Origin of the sequence: Paenibacillus sp. P2(2022) (assembly GCF_029522175.1) — a bacterium.
Lineage (GTDB): Bacteria > Bacillota > Bacilli > Paenibacillales > Paenibacillaceae > Paenibacillus > Paenibacillus polymyxa.
This window is the reverse complement of the sequence record NZ_JAKWFI010000010.1, coordinates 96,646-115,115: the sequence shown is the minus strand read 5'-3', so window position 1 is coordinate 115,115 and position 18,470 is coordinate 96,646. Positions and strand designations below refer to the sequence as shown.

General features: G+C 45.2%; 18 protein-coding genes. 12 read left to right on the top strand and 6 right to left on the bottom strand.

All coding sequences use genetic code 11. From position 1 onward, the window contains the following. Positions 1-21 precede the first annotated feature (21 nt). The gene (locus tag MMB75_RS23000; protein ID WP_016818937.1) at positions 22-162 is read right to left on the bottom strand and encodes a hypothetical protein; all 141 of its coding nucleotides are present in this window, start codon (positions 160-162) and stop codon (positions 22-24) included. A 102-nt stretch (positions 163-264) separates the two neighbouring features. Between MMB75_RS23000 and MMB75_RS22995 the strand changes: the two genes are divergently transcribed. Together MMB75_RS22995 and MMB75_RS22990 are read left to right on the top strand one after the other, a co-directional pair. After that, complete coding sequence (locus MMB75_RS22995; protein ID WP_045245214.1) at positions 265-2,166, top strand: serine hydrolase domain-containing protein; 1,902 nt, start codon at positions 265-267, stop codon at positions 2,164-2,166. A gap of 101 nt (positions 2,167-2,267) precedes the next feature. Continuing rightward, the gene (locus MMB75_RS22990; protein ID WP_045245213.1) at positions 2,268-5,303 is read left to right on the top strand and encodes a chitinase N-terminal domain-containing protein; all 3,036 of its coding nucleotides are present in this window, start codon (positions 2,268-2,270) and stop codon (positions 5,301-5,303) included. 231 nt (positions 5,304-5,534) lie between these two features. On the opposite strand, the gene MMB75_RS22985 is transcribed toward MMB75_RS22990, so the two are convergent. Then, positions 5,535-5,882 (bottom strand): hypothetical protein, encoded by a 348-nt coding sequence (locus tag MMB75_RS22985; RefSeq protein ID WP_016818941.1) that lies wholly within the window; start codon positions 5,880-5,882, stop codon positions 5,535-5,537. A gap of 370 nt (positions 5,883-6,252) precedes the next feature. Here MMB75_RS22985 and greA point away from each other — a divergent pair, with 370 nt between their 5' ends. Beyond that, positions 6,253-6,732 carry a transcription elongation factor GreA gene (greA, locus tag MMB75_RS22980; RefSeq protein WP_016818942.1) on the top strand — a complete coding sequence of 160 codons (480 nt, stop codon included), beginning with the start codon at positions 6,253-6,255 and terminating at the stop codon, positions 6,730-6,732. A gap of 130 nt (positions 6,733-6,862) precedes the next feature. On the opposite strand, the gene MMB75_RS22975 is transcribed toward greA, so the two are convergent. Together MMB75_RS22975 and MMB75_RS22970 are read right to left on the bottom strand one after the other, a co-directional pair. Next, positions 6,863-7,402: a transcription repressor NadR gene (locus tag MMB75_RS22975; protein ID WP_016818943.1), complete on the bottom strand. Its 540-nt coding sequence runs from the start codon at positions 7,400-7,402 to the stop codon at positions 6,863-6,865. Continuing rightward, positions 7,399-8,553, bottom strand: a complete 1,155-nt coding sequence (locus MMB75_RS22970; protein ID WP_045245212.1) for an IscS subfamily cysteine desulfurase — start codon at positions 8,551-8,553, stop codon at positions 7,399-7,401. The genes MMB75_RS22975 and MMB75_RS22970 overlap by 4 nt, the downstream gene beginning before the upstream one ends. A gap of 167 nt (positions 8,554-8,720) precedes the next feature. Between MMB75_RS22970 and nadA the strand changes: the two genes are divergently transcribed. The 5 genes from nadA (at position 8,721) to MMB75_RS22945 (ending at position 12,815) form a co-directional block, all read left to right on the top strand. Continuing rightward, positions 8,721-9,827, top strand: coding sequence for a quinolinate synthase NadA (gene nadA, locus MMB75_RS22965; RefSeq protein WP_045245211.1), 1,107 nt, complete (start codon positions 8,721-8,723; stop codon positions 9,825-9,827). Between the two features lie 121 nt (positions 9,828-9,948). Further along, entirely contained in the window at positions 9,949-10,269 is a 321-nt protein-coding gene (locus MMB75_RS22960) for a hypothetical protein (protein ID WP_017428493.1), read from the top strand. After that, entirely contained in the window at positions 10,235-11,068 is an 834-nt protein-coding gene (gene yidC, locus MMB75_RS22955; RefSeq protein ID WP_016818947.1) for a membrane protein insertase YidC, read from the top strand. Before MMB75_RS22960 ends, yidC begins: the two co-directional genes overlap by 35 nt. A gap of 190 nt (positions 11,069-11,258) precedes the next feature. Further along, positions 11,259-12,035 carry a GNAT family N-acetyltransferase gene (locus tag MMB75_RS22950; protein WP_045245210.1) on the top strand — a complete coding sequence of 259 codons (777 nt, stop codon included), beginning with the start codon at positions 11,259-11,261 and terminating at the stop codon, positions 12,033-12,035. 108 nt (positions 12,036-12,143) lie between these two features. Further along, complete coding sequence (locus MMB75_RS22945; RefSeq protein ID WP_016818950.1) at positions 12,144-12,815, top strand: phosphatase PAP2 family protein; 672 nt, start codon at positions 12,144-12,146, stop codon at positions 12,813-12,815. Between the two features lie 37 nt (positions 12,816-12,852). Here the strand turns inward: MMB75_RS22945 and MMB75_RS22940 are convergent, their stop codons facing one another. Continuing rightward, on the bottom strand, positions 12,853-13,503 hold the full coding sequence (locus MMB75_RS22940) for an undecaprenyl-diphosphatase (protein WP_045245209.1): 651 nt from the start codon (positions 13,501-13,503) through the stop codon (positions 12,853-12,855). Between the two features lie 147 nt (positions 13,504-13,650). Here MMB75_RS22940 and MMB75_RS22935 point away from each other — a divergent pair, with 147 nt between their 5' ends. Together MMB75_RS22935 and MMB75_RS22930 are read left to right on the top strand one after the other, a co-directional pair. After that, a complete protein-coding gene (locus MMB75_RS22935) occupies positions 13,651-14,364 on the top strand; it encodes a response regulator transcription factor (protein WP_017428496.1) in 714 nt (237 codons plus the stop codon). Then, positions 14,361-15,737 carry a sensor histidine kinase gene (locus MMB75_RS22930; protein WP_045245208.1) on the top strand — a complete coding sequence of 459 codons (1,377 nt, stop codon included), beginning with the start codon at positions 14,361-14,363 and terminating at the stop codon, positions 15,735-15,737. Before MMB75_RS22935 ends, MMB75_RS22930 begins: the two co-directional genes overlap by 4 nt. Before the next feature lie 82 nt (positions 15,738-15,819). On the opposite strand, the gene MMB75_RS22925 is transcribed toward MMB75_RS22930, so the two are convergent. Beyond that, positions 15,820-16,293, bottom strand: a complete 474-nt coding sequence (locus tag MMB75_RS22925; RefSeq protein ID WP_016818954.1) for a C40 family peptidase — start codon at positions 16,291-16,293, stop codon at positions 15,820-15,822. Positions 16,294-16,646: 353 nt separating this feature from the next. Between MMB75_RS22925 and MMB75_RS22920 the strand changes: the two genes are divergently transcribed. After that, on the top strand, positions 16,647-17,681 hold the full coding sequence (locus tag MMB75_RS22920; RefSeq protein ID WP_017428498.1) for a glycosyltransferase: 1,035 nt from the start codon (positions 16,647-16,649) through the stop codon (positions 17,679-17,681). Between the two features lie 5 nt (positions 17,682-17,686). Beyond that, positions 17,687-18,412, top strand: coding sequence for a succinylglutamate desuccinylase/aspartoacylase family protein (locus MMB75_RS22915; RefSeq protein WP_045245207.1), 726 nt, complete (start codon positions 17,687-17,689; stop codon positions 18,410-18,412). Positions 18,413-18,470: the final 58 nt, after the last annotated feature.

Below are 18,470 nucleotides of genomic sequence, written 5' to 3'. Positions count from 1 at the left end.
AACTTACAGTCGATGATTTAACTAACTGGAATTACTAATTTTATCTGTAATGTATGAATCCTGATCGAACAGGTAAGAAGCCTTCTGCTTACGCGATTCGATCAGGATTCGCTTTATCATGCGCACTCCCGCGAGGGAAGTGCGATGATTCCATAGCGCCATGCTGATGGCTCCCATACGGAGTGTAAATATCTGCTCCGCTATGCAATCACCGCACGGTTTAAATCATGAAATCAACTTCATAGGTAAGGAGGGTACTTCAATATGAAGAATAGAGGTATTGGCTACCTATCCGCATTCTTAACAACGTTGTTTCTTTGGAATCTGCTCATTAATTCAGCATGGGCAGCAGATAGTATAACACCTAATTCAGTGGAAAAAGCAGTGGACGATATCATGAGTACAGAATTGGAAAAATTGCATATTCCGGGAGCGGCCGTCGTTGTGACCCAGGAAGACCAAATTCTTTTTAGTAAAGGATATGGATATGCAGACCTGGAGCGGAAAATGGTATTCGACCCGGCAAAGACCATTGTTCGTGTTGGCTCGCTAACCAAATCATTTAGTGCAAGTGCCACAATGCAACTGGTCGAGCAAAACAAGCTTGATTTGAATGAAGACGTGAACAGCTATCTCCACAGCTATAAAGCTTCGCAATACCAAAATATCCCTTTCAATCTGCATCAGCTTCTGACACATACTGCGGGATTAGATGAAGCGATATACGACATTAACAGCTCAACTCGCGCAGGAGTTTTACCTACAGAGCAGTATCTCAGCACGTATTTTCAAAAGCAGCCACCTATCCGCAAACCTGGAATTCAGTATGAATACAGTAATGTCGCCTTCGGCCTGATCGGTAATATCGTGGAGCAAGTAACCGGTCAGGGACTGAATGATTACTTTCGTACACATCTATTCCAGCCGATGAATATGCCCAGCGCGACACTGGAGTTGCCATTAAATCATCCAGAATTGGCGCAATCGTATCAGTGGAAGCATGGAGCTTATGTGAAACAACCCTTATCGTATATCAATCTGCCGGGAGCAGGAGCGTTGAACGTCACACCCAACGAATTTTCCCACTATCTGATCACTCATTTAAACCAAGGAGAGTATGAGGGCAAAGCGGTACTCCAGCCACAAACGGTAAAAGTGATGCATGCACAGCAATTTGCAGCGGATGCCCGTCTGGATGGCTTGGGCTACGGATTTTTCCGTGGTCAACTGAAGACGGGAGTACCCATGTTGTGGGCTACTGGAGAAATTGATGATTTTATTTCCGAAATGGTACTGATTCCATCCCAAAAGATCGGTATTTTTGTGACCATCAATTCAGCTGACACAGACACCCTGCTTCATGGAAAAGTCATCAATACGATAGCTCAAATGCTGGCCTCAAAGCCACAGGCCGCTTCTCAGTCACTGGCTCGTTCTGTCACGCAAGTGAAGCTTTCGCCAGAGATCGAGGGCGTATATCAGGTGGATACTACTCCTGTTCATGGGTGGGGAAAATGGATTCGGATACTGGGAAGCATTAAATACACCGTTCATATTCAAGATGATCATACGCTAATTGTTAAAGGAAAATACCCGGATCAGAATGAAGCAACAGACAAAGTTTTTCAAGCAGCAGGTGATGGGCTGTTTGTGGAAAAGGGGGGCCAGCTTAAAATTTTGCTGTATCAGGAAAAGGGTACGTGGATGATGATTGCCCCGGATAGTAAGACCATGAAGCAGACGACACTTTGGCACCGTACCTGGACGCTACTCGTCAGCTATGCAGCCGCATCCTTATTTTTCGTCACAACCCTACTGATATGGATCATAAGATATGTGATCAGAGTTATCCGCAAAACGAATAATCACATTTCGTCCAACCTTGCATACATCGCGTTACTAAATACGATTTTTCTCGGGGTACAGGTCGTCTATGGTAACAACCAGATGGTGTATGGCTATTCCGCCTGGTATATCTGGGGAATTTGTACGCTGCCGCTCATTTCAGCACTCATTGCCGTGTGGGTATTGATCGTGAATGGCACCAAGCTGATTACAGGGGAAAAAAGAACCCGGGCTGCCGGGAAAATTGTATTTGCGATACTCACTTTGCTGCATACAGCCTACCTTTTTTATTGGAATTTCCTCCCTTTTCATTATTCCTAAAGATTTACAAAACAACGCATGTCCGCACATAAATGAATGCTAACATTTATATTTAGTGCCCCTCTGAGAGGGGCCTTAAACCAATTAACAGGAGGAATAGAATGGGAATCTTTCGTCGTTTTACATCCCGCAGCTTCAAATACGCAACAGCTATGGTTTTCACTTTATCGTTGTACGCCGGTGTTGTGGGCGGCATGCAACCGGCACGCGCAGAAGGTCCCGCAGACCCGGCCCCTTTCATTGCAGCCAAAGTGGTCAACGAAAACGCTGGTAAAAAAGTGTTGTTCGATAATACACATAGACAGACAGCCGGCGCAGCAGATTGGGTGATTGATGGTGGATTTTCAGATTTTGGCCAAGCCCTTGCAAACAATGGCTACGATGTTCATGAACTTCGCCAATCTACACCCATTACTTATAATGATTTAAAGAATTATGATGTATTTGTGACAGCGGAGCCGAATATTCCTTTTAAACAAAGCGAACAGGCCGCAATGGAACAGTATGTTAAAGCAGGCAATAGCATTTTTTTCATTGGTGATCATTATAACGCCGACCGCAACAAGAATCGCTGGGACGGATCGGAAAGTATCAATGGGTACCGTCGTGGTGCATGGGAAGACCCTGCAAAGGGAATGAGTGAGGAAGAAAAAAGCTCGGCAGCGATGCAGGGCGTGGTTAGCTCAGATTGGCTGGGTAACCAGTTTGGTATACGCTTTCGCTACAATGCATTAGGCGATATCACGGCTAATCAGATTGTTGAACCTGCCCAGGCGTTCGGCATTACAGCAGGAGTGAGTAATGTGGCAATGCACGCAGGATCAACATTGGCGATTATTGACCCGACCAAAGCCAAGGGGATCGTATATCTGCCTAAAACCAATCAGGCTTGGGGGAATGCAGTAGATCAGGGCGTTTATAACGGAGGTGGTATAGCGGAAGGACCTTATGCAGCTGTAGCAAAAGTAGGTCTAGGCAAAGCTGCTTTCATTGGGGATTCATCTCCTGTTGAAGATGCAACGCCGAAATATCTGCGTGAAGAGACAGGAACCAAGAAGACAACGTATGACGGCTTTAAGGAGCAGGATGACGCTGTGTTACTGGTCAATATCGTCGATTGGTTATCCAAGAAGGAGGAGTATACCAGCCTGTCGGATGTAAAAAACTTACAGCTAGATCAGCCGACGGCATTGCTGTCTTTTGAAGCTCCTCAGGCTTCCACGGAACCGCAAGCCGAGCCTTGGTCCGCTCCTGCAGCCGGCTACAAATGGTGGGATCAGCGAACGTTCAAGGCCGGCTCCTATGGCGGACCTACAGCCAGTGCGCAGCCTGTGTACAGCATCGTTCGGCAGGAGCAACTACCGAATGCACAGCCTTTTCAAATTCGCATAGTTGCCGACCAACTGGCTCCCCATAGTACGATTAGCGGATTCAGCGCAGGTATTTATGTAGCGGGCGGCAACCAAGTAGCCCAGATTCAAAATCCAGATGGAAGCTGGCCGACCTCTTACGGTTATAGCGGAACATTTAGTCTGGAATCCGACAGCAAGGGGCATGCCTATAGGGACCTGACGGTGCGGATCAAGCCGGGTACCAGTGGTGCAGCTAATCTTAGGCTGAGACAAAACGGCAGCAACCTGCTGACCCAATCGGTCGTGCTGGCAGATGTCCCAGCCCAGCCGTTGCCTGAGGATGGCAATACAATTCCGGCTCGAATCAGTGTCGCAGAAGCACGAACTCTTTCGGCTGGCAAAGTTGTGACCTTGGAGGGTGTTGTGACGACAGAACCAGGGGCTTTTGGCGGTCAAGCCTTCTATATGCAGGATGAAAGTGGCGGCATTTATGTATATCAAAACCAAAGCGGCTTTCACCAAGGTGATCGAGTAAAGATTACAGCAAGTTTGGCACTGTACAATGGTGAAGTCGAGTTGACTGATCCAGTGGCTATTGAAAAAACGGGAGAAGGACAACTTCCGCAAGCTGTGCAGGTCACTGAACTCAGCGATGCGAACCAAGGACAGCTGGTTGAGCTTCCTACTGCCATTATTCGTAATATAATAGATGCAACTCCTGTAGGTTCGTTTGAATTTGATGCAGTAGCGGGTGAGGTTAGCCATCATGTGCGAGTTGATGCACGTACAGGCTTAACACGGACATCTTTTCCGTATCAAGAAGGACAGCAAGTGAAGCTGAAGGGAATTTCGGCAGTTTTCAAAGGAAATTATCAGTTAAAGCCGCGCGGACTAGATGATTTTTCAGCTCAGACAGGCGCAGCTTTACAGGAAGTAGAGCTTTCCTTGGATCAAACAACATTTAACGTTGGGGATACAGCAGCCACACATCTCAAGGGTACGCTCACAGATGGCAGCCAAGCTGATTTAAGTAATGCCTCTGTTCAGTATATCAGCAGCCATGAATCCGTTGCACTGGATACGTATGGAGAGCTTCGGGCCCTAAAAGAGGGGAGCGCCGAGATTACAGCGAGCGTCACCTTGGACGGTAAAACGGTCGTATCCAATCCAGTAACCGTTAGAGTCGAGAAAAACACTGTAGGTGAAGTGCCGGGTAAACCGGTGCTGTCTCATGATAACGGTCAGGACACCGGACTGAAGGATGGAGACTACAACATCACCATGAATCTGTGGTGGGGCACGAATGGTGATGAACTCAAGTTGTATGAAAATGACAAGCTGATTGCAACCCAATCGTTGCAAGCGGCTTCCCCTGAAGCACAGCATGCAGTCATTTCTGTTACAGGCAAGAGCAATGGAACCTACACGTATACTGCTGAGCTGATCAACGCTTCCGGTAAAACGGTTAGCGACCCGTTAACTGTCGAAGTGATCGATGCTTCTCCTGGCATACCGGTGTTGTCTCATAACAATTGGGATGGTGACGGTAACTATACCCTGACAATGAACATGTGGTGGGGTACGAATGCAACCCAATACAACCTGTATGAAAATGGAGAGCTGATCGACACGCAGGATCTGTCGAGCCAAAGTCCGCAGGCCCAAAGTGCTGTGACCAACATCCAAAATCAAAAGCCGGGTACATATGAGTATCGGGCCGAGTTAGTCAATGCTGCAGGAGAGGTTTCCAGTCAAACCATAAGTGTAGAAGTGAAGGAACGTTAATTCGAAATAATGAGCCGTTAAAAAGGAAGAGCATCTATTGACCTCGCGAGAGTCTATAGATGCTCTTTTTTGCGGGAATTAGCATTTTAGGATTGGGTTGGCGAAGCGGAAAGTCCCTCTATATCTGAGGAGCCATAGAAGATCATGGCAACTAGAATCACAATAATGATAACCTCTGCAAAAGATTCTCCATCAAACTCACTCACCACAACTATCTCCTTTCGCCACCTGTTAATTATTTATTTTCTGCGAAAAGGCTTGTATCACCTGATCCAACGTCATATTGCCGTTATCATTTAAAAATTTCACCATATTATCGACATTAGTAGGGGCAGATGCTAATGTTTTGTATTTTCCTGTGAGACCTAAAAATAATGTTGCTTGTCTGTATAAAGTCACGGAATCGACGTTTAGTTTTCCTGTTAGTAGGAGGGCTGCGACTAGGACCTCTACATTTTTTCCTTGAAGTGCTGAAAAGATAGCCGAATTACTGTTTAATCCATTTTTCTTTTGACCGTTAGGGGGGGATTTGGATTTGCGATTCCCGTTCCCATTGCCATTCTTTCCTAAGGAAGCCATTGAATCCTTCCTCCCGCCATACACTGCTCCTGCCTGATTTGCATGAAATTTGGGACAAGGGCAGTGGCACTGCACGTGCTCATTAAAATACGTTATGATCATACGATATGCGAACAAGAAAGCTTTGGTTACCATATGGATCACAGTGGTCGAAGGTAGCTGATTGCTATTTCCTGAATTTCTTTTCGCATGTTGGTCCAATTTAGAGTAAACTACAATAAAGCAAGCTAAATGAGCATTTTGCATCAATTCCAGGAGCTTTATCCAATTAGCAATAGATGGACCCTAACGGTTTAGCTCGTATATATTGTACCTTCGAGTATTGAACTTGAATTATGCAAAGTGCTGAAATAGGAGTTGAAATAAGACCATGTCGAATGAAGAAGTATTGTTAACTAAAGAGGGATTAGCCAAGCTGGAGGAAGAGCTCAAGGAACTGAAGACAGTAAAACGCAAGGAGCTAGCCGAACGCCTCAAGTTGGCCATCAGCTATGGAGATCTGAAGGAAAATAGTGAATATCACTCAGCCAAGGACGATCAGGCGTTTATGGAAACACGAATCATGGTCTTGGAAAAAATGTTGACCAAAGCTCGGATAGTGGATGAAAGTAATCTGGATCTTAAAACGGTCAGTATCGGTTCTACTGTTATTCTGAATGACATCGAATTTTCGGAGAAGGTGGAATACAAAGTTGTAAGTCCTGCGGAGGCAGATGTTCTGGACAACAAAATTTCCTATGAGAGTCCTTTAGGTAAGGCACTTTTGGGGAAAGAAGTGGGCAGTATCATTCATGTCGATGCACCTATGGCTGTAATCAAATATGAGTTACTAGAAATTAAGCTCGCTTAGTCCATTCCCGATTCCCTTTATAAGGGGGCCGGGATTTTTCATTTCTCGCTATTTACATACCATCCCTGCGGAGTGCATTTGCACTCCACAAACTGGAAAGGATTTTTATTGCTTTGCTATCGTATTAAGATCAATCTGTCATTAGGAAGCCGGCTTGCTCCAATGCAGCACAGGCATCATTAATTTTATCTTCATCCGAAGCATGCAAGGTATGCAGGTGGATGCCTCCGGTCAGCTGGGACAAATACGTGGCTTGGGTGGAGCTGATCTTACGTATAAAATCGTCCACTTCTTTGCGAGTTCCGACCCGTATTGGAGCAGTCAGATCTCCATATACTGGATGTTCAACTATAACATCCTGCACACTGACACCGTAGTCTACAATTAGCTTTAATTCTTCTTCTGTTTGTTCAGGTCGGTGATTACACACAATAATACGAGAGGCTAAGGGAGCGGCTTGAGCCGCAGGTTCCATATAAATGTATCCTTGACTCGTTGCAAGTATAGGCTCTTGGCTTGCTTTTAACAGGGAAATATCTTGTACAATTACTTGTCTGGAAACGGAGGACCTGCGTGCCAGCTCGCTCCCGGTCAGCGGTGACTCGCTTTTGAGCCACAATAGCAGCTGTTCGCGGCGATCCGTACCTGACCGTTTTAAAGATTCAGTCAACGGGATAAGCTCCTTTCTTGTCGATGCGTCAGGTCTGTCAAAATATCTACCAGTACATTCAATTCCTCGATGGTGGTTGTCCTGCCGAAAGAAATACGGATAAATTGTAAGGCTTCACGTTCAGATGCTCCAAGTGCCTGTAAGGCAGGTGAAGGATCGTGATGTCCGGCGGCACATGCGCTTCCGGTAGATATACAGACACCGCTGCGATTACATTCCAGCATAACATATTGTCCCTCGTAACCGTGAAAAAAACATCCTACAATATGATGAAGCACTGCTTTTTTTTCGCTTTCCTCTACGACCCAACGTAATGGAATGGATCTTTCCTGAATTTTCGTAATAAAGTATCTTCGCAGGGTAGCATATCGCTCCTGATGCATCTCCATCTGTTCCGTCATCATTTCTGCCGCTGCGACAAAGGCTGCAATCCCAGGAACATTAACTGTACCAGGACGAAATCCGTTTTCATGCAGTGTATCAGGATACACCGGACGCCATGGGGTTCCGGGTTTGAGATATGCAGCACCGACACCTTTGGGGCCATATACTTTATGGCTTGATATAGAGAGTGCATCCACTCCCATGGCTTCTACATCTATGTGAACATTCCCAAATGTTTGTACCGCATCACTGTGCAACATAATACCACGTTCGTGGAGCAGGGGAGACAAGGCAGCAAGATCCTGAATCAGCCCTGTCTCCGAATTGGCGTGTTGTATCGATACAAGCCCGGTGTTGTCTCTAAGATGGGGTACAAGAACTTCACGGGTTATTCGTCCTTCCCGATCCGGTTGTATAATAGTTAGCTCATAGCCCTGATGTTCTAGCAAAGTAGCAAGATTGTACATCGAGTGATGTTCCAAAGCGCTCATAATCCAATGCTTTTTGTCTGGCGGCAGCCCGTTCAGGATTGATTGCAAGACCACCATATTGGATTCTGTGCCCCCTGATGTAAAATAGATGCCTTCCTTTTGCCCGCCAATCATTTTTGCCATTCGTTGCCTGCTGTAATCTAGTGTGTAGGCTGCTTGACCGCCCGCATCATGGAGGCTGCTGGCATTTCCGAACATTTCCTTATTCATTACGCTATATATATGCAAAGCTTCGTCACACATGGGTGTGGAAGCGGCGTAGTCCAGGTAAATCACAGCAAATCCTCCCCACTTAAAAATAATTCCATTCCAAAAACTCTTGAGATTATTGTAGGCATGTGTAAATATAGGTGTCAAGACACATGTAAATATGTTTTGTACACATAGCGGTTATCTATTCGTGAGCGAGGGACAGTCAGCCGCAACGATATGGAGGGAATCTAATGTCTATGCTAGACGTTTTACAAGGAAATCGTGGATTTATGCCAGAGCATTATAAAACACTGACGGTTGCTGACATGGAGCAACGCGTAGCCGAGCTGAAACAAAAATGGGGCTCAAAGCTGCTCATTCCGGGCCATCACTATCAGAAAGACGAGGTTATCCAATTTGCTGATATAACAGGAGATTCTCTACAGCTCGCTCAAATGGCGGCACAAAATCAGGAAGCGGAGTTTATTGTGTTCTGCGGGGTTCATTTTATGGCGGAGACAGCGGATATGCTGACTACCGACCGGCAAACCGTTGTTCTGCCGGATATGCGCGCAGGCTGCTCAATGGCAGATATGGCGAATATGGAGCAGACGGAACGAGCGTGGAAGCATTTGCAGGAGTTGGTTGGTGATACGATCATTCCGTTAACATATGTAAATTCCACAGCAGAGATTAAAGCCTTTGTAGGACGGCATGGCGGGGCTACCGTGACTTCTTCGAATGCCAAGCAGGTGCTAGACTGGGCACTGAAACAAAAGGAACGTATTTTATTTTTGCCGGATCAACATTTGGGACGCAATACAGCCCATGATCTTGGAATTCCGCTGGATGAAATGGCTGTATGGAATCCTATGACCGATCAGTTGGAGACTGAACGAAACCCGGCAACCGTAAAAATCATTTTATGGAAAGGGCATTGTTCAGTTCATGAAAAATTTACGGTAGATCATATTCGCAACGTCCGTGAACGCGATAAGAATATCCGAGTCATCGTTCATCCCGAATGCTCTTATGAGGTTGTACAACTCGCAGATTGTGCTGGCTCCACCAAATTCATCATCGATACGATCCGTGCGGCAGAGCCGGGAACCCGTTGGGCCGTTGGCACAGAGATGAATCTCGTGCAACGAATTAGACAGCAGTACCCTGAACAGCAGATTGAATCGCTCAATCCCGATATGTGTCCTTGTCTGACCATGAACCGGATCGATCTTCCGCATTTGCTGTGGGCAATGGAACAGATTGATCGGAGAGAGCCTGTAGGCGTAATTCGTGTGGATGCTCAGATCAGACAGGACGCTGTACAGGCACTGAATCGTATGCTTGCTATACGTTAAGTTTTACCGTTACGTAGAGCGTACTTTCTTGTGTAATCCGATCTCTATCTCTATTTAAAGATTAGTCGATTGTCCGGTTTCGTGCTATAATTGTAGCAACATACCGAAGGAGGTGAATCCCTTGTTTGAGCTTCAGGACCTACTCCCCTATTTGCTTACGATCGGCTTGCTGTGCACAGTGACATATACGTATCTTGCTCATTTGCATGGCAGCGTAGCTGAATGCTGGGTCGAAGGCGGCCCCGTTCGCTCGCATGCTTCTCCGCTGATGCCGATGTCTGCCCGCGGACAGGACATGCCTGTCCGGCTAGCACGTCACATTCGGCGGAAGGAAGCGCCAGATGAAGATGCTTCCGATTGTTCCCCCTTGTTGAAAAATGGCACAGCCAATCAACGAGGAGGAACATATGAAACGATTCAAGGGATTCACTTTTTGGGGTAAACAAGAACGGATATTGGGTTTAATCGTAGCGCTGGCGGTGGTCATGCTGCTGTCTGGTTGTGGTGCGAATGCTGCGGAGATTAATGCACAGACACCTGGTTTTTTTAATCATTACGTGGTATTCCCACTTTCTTGGCTCATTCAGCATTTGGCGGAATGGTTCGGTGGAAGTTTTGGGCTGGCGATCATGACTTTGACATTCATTGTCCGTCTGGCCTTATTGCCGCTAATGATGCGTCAAACGCGTGCCCAGCAGGGTATGAAGCGCAAGATGAGCGCTATGCAGCCCGACTTGGACCGAATTAAAAAGAAGTATGAGAATAAAAAAGATACCACCAGCCAGCAGAGTATGCAGCAGGAAATGATGGCGCTGTACAAGGAGCATCAATTCAATCCGCTCAATATCGGTTGTCTGCCTATTCTCATTCAGCTCCCGATTTTAAGCGGTATGTATACTGCCATCCGACTCACGCCGGAGTTGGCGTCACATTCATTCTTATGGTTCCGGCTCGGACAGCCGGACTGGATTCTGGCAATTGTCGTCGCAGTTGTATACTTGGCACAGGCTAAGCTTTCTCAGCAACAGATGACGGCTGACCAGCGCAAGCAATTTGCTATTATGGGTTATCTTTCACCGATTATGATGGCGGTCTTTTCCTTCAACGCTCCTGCGGCCATGCCTTTATATTGGACCGTAAGCGGCACCTTTTTGCTGCTTCAATCGCTGTGGTTCCGCAAACGCTATCCAATTGAAGAAGCAGAGAATAAGATTAAACTTGGTGAAGTCACGCCAACCTAATAAGAAGATGCTATTTGTTTGACATAGAATTGTGTTAGCAGTGTCTCACATGCAATGACAGATGCCATTCGAGCCAATAAGGCTTGAGTGGTGTCTTTTTTTGTGCTGTTTTTTTCACTATATTTCGCTTGCGGTTTTGTAATCATTATGAAATCCTTATATCAATATTCATAAAGTTAGGAGAGACTAAATGGAAAATTCAACAACAACCATTGAATGGTATGAAAATCAAATAAGGGAAGACGGCTGTTTTTGCATGAGAAGCATGCAAAAAGCACCGGGATATGTACAAAAAATGAATTGGACAGAAAAAGAATTCACTCAAAATTTGACTTACATACAATTGAGAAAAGACAATAAACCAGCAGGATTTATAGAGTATGCATCGGGTGAACAAGCATGGAGAGCTGTTCATGCGGATGGATATCTAGTAATTCATTGTATCTGGATTGCTGTAACCGGCTTGGGATTAGGCTCACAGCTTATTCAACGCTGCATTCAAGATGCTATTACGTTGGGGAAGAAGGGAGTGGCAGTCGTTACAAATATAGATACCTCCTGGGCGCCAGGTCCCGAAATTTTTCTGAAAAACGGATTTCGGCATGTGGAGGATGCTCCATATTCTTTTCAGTTGTATGTTTATAAGTTGAATCAAGAGCATTCAGATCCTTATTTCCCTAATAATTGGGTTCAACGTCTGGATCATTTTAGTGAAGGCTTAACCATTTTACGAACTCATCAATGCCCTTATCTGGAAATAGCCACGCACAATGCGATTGAAGCAGCTGAGACTGTGGGGATACAACCAGAGATTATTGATATACGAGATCGTTCACAACTCATGGAACTGTCTCCGACACCGTATGGCGTATTTCACGTGATCTGTAATGGGGAATTGATTTCATATCACAGGATGACTCCTCGTTCTTTTGCCAAAAAGCTAACCATGCTTTATTCTAAAAGCTAATCTTTTTATGAAATGATACAAGAAAAGTGGGTAAAGTAAATACATGGACGATGTGAATGCTGCATTTTGTTTGATCACGGGATGAATTTCATGGAGGACCTCTAAAAAATGAAGCAAATATATACAAAGCTACCGATTTCCGTGGCTCTACTTACATGTATAGTATGTGCCCTTGGTTTTGGCTTAATCGCATTATGGGTTAGCGACCAGCAAGTACGGCATTTTGACCACAAGATCATTACGGCTATTGGACAACTGGAATCGCCTTTCATGACACGTCTTATGAAATGTTTCACTATTATCGGCAGCGGGCTTCCAGTGGTAATCATCATTTTAATTGCCATGTTCGTGCTCTATAGTGTATTGGGACACCGACGAGAATTACTTTTTTTAGCGGTTGCTGTGCTGGGATCAGTGCTGTTGAATACGGTACTAAAAATGCTATTTCGGCGTGCGAGGCCTGAAATCAACCGTATTATCGAAGCGAATGGATATAGCTTTCCAAGCGGACATTCCATGACCGCTTTCAGTATGTATGCGGCGCTGACGTTTTTATTGTGGAAGCACGTTCCTTCCAGGATAGGTCGTATCCTTCTTGTTGTGCTCAGTAGCCTACTAATTGTAACGATCGGGACAAGCCGCATTTATTTGGGTGTTCATTATCCGAGTGACGTTGTGGGTGGCTATTTCATGAGTGGTTGCTGGATGGCGGCTTGCATTTGGTTCTACCAGCGGTATGAAGAACGAATGCTACCACTTCGTACCAAATCGACTGCATAATGAGTGCATAAATCATGAGGCTAAAAAAGCAGACGCATTAGCGTCTGCTTTTTATTTGCACAGAGGAAGTAGATTGGGTCATCTTTGTTCTCGTCTGTTCTACATGCTTTATTCCTAGCTTCTGCTCCCATTTTTCATAAAAAATAATAGCTGCTTGGATGAAGATGCCTGGAAGCTTCCGACTGCGAATGAATTTGTGAACACCAACTGCGCAACCTGCCCCAATGAGCACCCCTGCCAAAATATCTGAAGGATAATGCACACCGGTCCATACGCGGGATATCGCAATAAGCACAGCCAAGACAATCCAGAGGACACGATATTTTTGATGATGAAGCCATAGAATTGCTGCCAGAGCAAAAGCTCCAAGTGCATGGTTACTCGGAAATGAAGCATTGGGATCATGATGAATCAGCTGAATGACAGAGTGTCTGACAAAAGGCCGATCTCTGTAAAACAAATGTCCAAGACACCAGCTAATTGTAAAACCGATACAAACCGTTATAACGGCTTCTAAAACCATCATCCGATGCGGCATTTTAAAGGTGAACCAGTATAGCAGTAAAGCCACTCCAAATAAATACGGTGCATATTGCGCCAAGAAACGCATGGTTCCATTCAAAAAGGCGAGGTGATTAGCCAATTCATTGATCCAGTGAAACAAAGCAAAGTCTACATTAATTAACATGAATAAATTACTCCTTAACCTCAAAAAATTAAATTACAAAGTTATATTATAGAGCGACTATACGGATAAAAGCTTAAAATCAAATAAAAAATGAATGGTATGTGCATTGCTTATTAGTTTTCTCTATAAAAAATAGGTGGTTTTGTAATGGAAAAGTCGGTGCTGGTCATTGATGATGAAGCGAAGATATCCAGATTGCTTCAACTGGAGTTATCCCACGAAGGATATGCGGTTGAAATTGCACAGACGGGAAAAGAAGGATTGGAAAAAGCACTATCCCTTACATGGGATATTATCATACTGGATGTGATGCTGCCCGAGATGAACGGAGTCGAGGTGCTGAAGCAGATTCGAAAAGTGGACAATCATACCCCGGTAATTATGGTTACTGCACGTAACACGACTCCTGAAAAAGTTTCAGGTCTGGATGAAGGAGCTAATGATTACATTACAAAGCCCTTTGAAATTGAGGAATTATTAGCGCGGATGCGGGCCAGTATGAGGAATCAGTTGGAGCCGGCAGCTACTACTTCGCAAAAAGAGGAAAAGCAGCAGTCCAAACTTCAAGTCGATAGCCTGGTGTTGGAACCCAAGACGCGGTCCGTGGTGAGGGAAGGAAAACGTATCGAACTTACGCCCAAAGAATTTGATCTGCTTCTCTATCTGATGGAGCACAAAAATCAGGTATTGCATCGGGATCAAATGATTCAGGATGTGTGGGGGTTTGATTTTGTCGGTGATACGAATGTGGTAGATGTATATATCCGGTATGTTCGCAAAAAAATTGATCATGGATACAAAAAGAAACTGATTAAAACCGTGCGCGGTGTTGGGTACTGTATCCGGGAGGAAGACCATTGAAGCTGCGGACCAAAATTACCCTGCTTAGTTCTATTTTAGTGATGACGATTCTCCTGTTTGTGGACGTCACGGTTCATCTATTATTTGTCAAAATTGCTACTCGTAATGAAAGAGAAGTGCTACAAAATAAATGGACCGAAATCATTGCCGAAACAGGAGCCACGATGATTCTGAAAAATGCTTGGGGGTCCAAGCTGAAAGATGAACTTTCTGCGGATACCATTCTGAGGGTATTTGATCAGCAATCTCGTCTTTTGTATGAAGTAAGCCGTCAGTCCCGCTTTAAGCTGAACGATATACATTTTAACCTTTCTCAAAGCTCTCAACTAACGGATCTACAGGATCATAAAATCCTGATTATCCATCTTCCAGTGCTTTCACCAGAAGGTAATCAAAAGGGGACACTGGAGATCGTAGAAAAATGGGATGCGCTCGAAAACAATCTCGATATCTTAAATACAATTCTTATCACATCGACTGTTGGAGCTATGTTGCTCAGTCTGGTGGGCAGCACGATTTTGGCAAATGCGATATTGCTGCCCATTGCCAGTAGTATTCAAACGATGCAGGAGATCGAAAGAAGCTTGAAATTCAAAAAAATTCCTGCTGGCAGTCCTAATCAAGATGAATTATCCCAAATGACCGCTACTTTTAATCGAATGATGGAGAGATTGGAAGAAAGCTTTCAGAGCCAGCAGCAATTTGTTTCCGACGCCTCACATGAACTGAATACGACATTGATGATTATTGAGGGCTATGCCAACATGCTGCGGCGGTGGGGTACGCGTGACGAGGACATACGTAAGGAATCGATTGAATCGATCTATGAAGAAACTCAGCGAATGCGTACGATGACGCAGCAATTGCTGACATTGGCCTCCTCACAGCAGCAAGATTCCGAACCGTATGAGCGGGTAGAGCTGATCGGTTGTTGTCAACAGGTGGTAGCACATCTCAGGCCTGTACATGACCGCCAAATTTTTATTTCTACAGAAGAGAAGGAAATTTGGCTGGATGCTAATCTTGCAAAAATCAAGCAGTTACTAGTCATCTTGCTGGATAATGCGTTAAAGTATAGCTCGGAAGAAATCGAAATATGGTTATCTACTGATGAAAAAGATGTCCACCTCCGCGTTAAGGATTACGGAATTGGCATTCCTGAGAGTGAGATCAAGCGTGTCTTTGAACGATTTTATCGGGTAGACAGCTCCAGACATCGTAAAACCGGAGGAACCGGGCTTGGGTTACCGATTGCCAAGGCAATAACAGATGCTCACCAGGGTACGATACGCATGGAAAGCGCAGAAGGCGAAGGGACGGATGTCATCGTTACGCTGCCTCAAAAACAACAGGAAAGGCTGTCCCTCCAGTAGACATCTCTACTCAAAGGAACAGCCTTTTTAATGTTATTTGTAAGTTATGCATTCGGTGGATGGGAGATCATCCAAAATGATCCTAAAGGACACGACGTGCTGTTGTGTAATGGGAGCTCCACCATCCCGAATTTAGATTGGTAACCGTTACGCCGCCTTTACCAAACGTATGCAGAATTTTCCCGTCTCCCATGTAAATGGCTACATGATGAATTGGCGCATAGAAAAAGACTAAATCACCTTTTTTAAGCTGACTACGCGGTACATAAGTGCCCACAGTTGACTGCTGTTTGGACGAACGTGGAAGCTTGATTCCATTTTGTGCAAAAACATACTGAGTGAACGAAGAGCAATCAAAAGAGCTTGTACTGCCAGCTGGAGCTCCATGTTCATAACGGACGCCCATATACTGGGAGCCTTTTGAGATAATCCGATCAGCTTTACTTGTCGAAGCCGCATGAGTGGTGTCTGGTCCAACAACGAAGCTTCCAGCGCTCAGTGCCAAAGTCATCGTAAAGCAAATACCCATCCACAATTTTTTAGAAGTACGTTTCATATATAATTTCCTCCGTTATTCGTATTGTGTTGATGTCCTGAAATGACAATAACACAAATAAAATATCCGGAATTTACCACTCATGGTTATAATCCTGTTACCCCAACGTTTTGCACTGCTTTATTAGAAAACGATGAGAATTTTCTCCTTAACTTTAGCTTGACAAATTAAATAACTCCCCCTTATGACTAGGCTCGTATGACAAAAAGCGACTTGCAGACGATTGGCACAAGCAATCATGCAAAACATACATACCTATATACTACAATTTATAACCTGCACGGGAGTATACTCAGATTCCCGTTGACATCGTAAAGATCACACCGTATTTCCGGTCAGGAAGGGGAATTCGTATGGCTTCAAAGCAGAGCAAAGCATTCAAAAACCGACCTTTAACCATTGTGCAGGTCATATCCAACTATCCCGATGCACAGCCTGTTCCCTCCATCAAGGGCGGAACAGAAAAGGTCGTGCATGAATTAACAGAGGAATTAGTGAGACGAGGGCATCATGTATCTCTTTTTGCCGCCCGTGGGAGCAGGAGCAGCGCGCGGTTGATTACTTATCCCAAGGGTTTGAAACATAGTCAGATCCCCCAATATGTACTTCGGCATATGCCTTCCGGCACACATATCATTCATGATCATACCTTTCGTTCTGCTGTAGCGCGTAGGAAGTTGCCCTGCTCATCATTGTGTACCGTTCATCTTCCAGTGAGAAGACACGGTAAAAACCCGGTATATGTCAGTAAACGAGCACGTCAGCTGATGGGCGGGGGCAAAGGATTTTATATCTATAACGGCATCAACACGCATGAATACGAGTTCAGCAGTGAGAAGCGCAGCTACTTGCTGTTCATGGGCAGAATTATACCGGATAAAGGTGTATTGCAGGCCATTCAGGTTGCAGAGCGAACAGGAAAAAGACTGCTTATTGCGGGTCCCATCAAAGCCCCTGTATTTTTTCGCCGAGAGATTCAGACACGAATTCAGCGCAATCCGAATATACGCTATGTGGGACCAGTTGGGGGTGATCGGAAACAGAAGCTTCTGAAACATGCAGAGTGTCTGTTGTTTCCATCACTGTGGGAAGAACCGTTCGGACTTGTAATGGTAGAGGCTATGGCTTGTGGAACACCGGTGCTGGCACTAAAAAATGGCTCTGTTCCCGAGGTGCTATCAGGCTTTCCGCAGTTGATTTGCAAATCAGTTGGACAAATGGCACGAAAGGCACAGCAAAAGAATTACCCGTCACCCGCGCAGCTTCGATTGTATGTTAGCCAAAGATTTACCAACAAACAGATGACCAGCAACTACTTGAGACTATACCGTGAAATCATTCGTCGGCGAGAACAGAAGAGAGGACACCGAAAGCCTATACGGAGGTGAAGGGGATGCAGGTCAAACGATATATGCTTGGAAAGGGCTCTTCTTGGGCGACACCTTATTATGTAGCCATAGAGGGACAGCAAGGTCCGTGTGCGATGGTGGTTGCAGGCATACATGGTAATGAAATAGCAAGTATACGTGCGGCTGAGAAACTGGTAAAGCTTTTGAATGAACAAAAGCTGAGATTCAGCCATGGCAAGCTTATTATTGTGCCAATTGTGAATCAAAAGGCTTACCGCAAGCAGATTAGAGGAAAACCGGATCTGAATCGAACCTTTCCGCGCCGGAAAAAGCAGGCGGCAACACAACCGCTTTCCACTGCTCTATTCAAATTATTACAAAAGCATCACCCTGAATGGTATCTTGACTTGCATGAGGCGAATGGATTATCACAAAAGGATGCCAAGGTGCTTGGCCAAACGCTGATCTCCAATAAGGGCAACCCGATAATTCCCACGACGCGCCGGATTATTAAGCGAATGAATCGCTCGATCAAGGTGAAAGACCGCCATTTCAACATGCGGTTGCATGAGCTCCCAGGTTCCTCTCGTACCGCTGCAGCCCGTATTTTAGGGGCACGTGCGGTAACCGTGGAAACAGGGTGGAGCCTGCCCCAGAAAGAACGCATACACTATCAGATGAAGATCGTGCAGCACTTTTTAAGAGAGGCCGGGATGATTAAGGCCAACAAGGTTTATTTATCTGGCAAGGTTAGAACGGTTTCCTTATGAGATGTAATATTACAAAAAAAATCGCTTCATGAGCAAAGGATGTTACTCACCTTGCTCA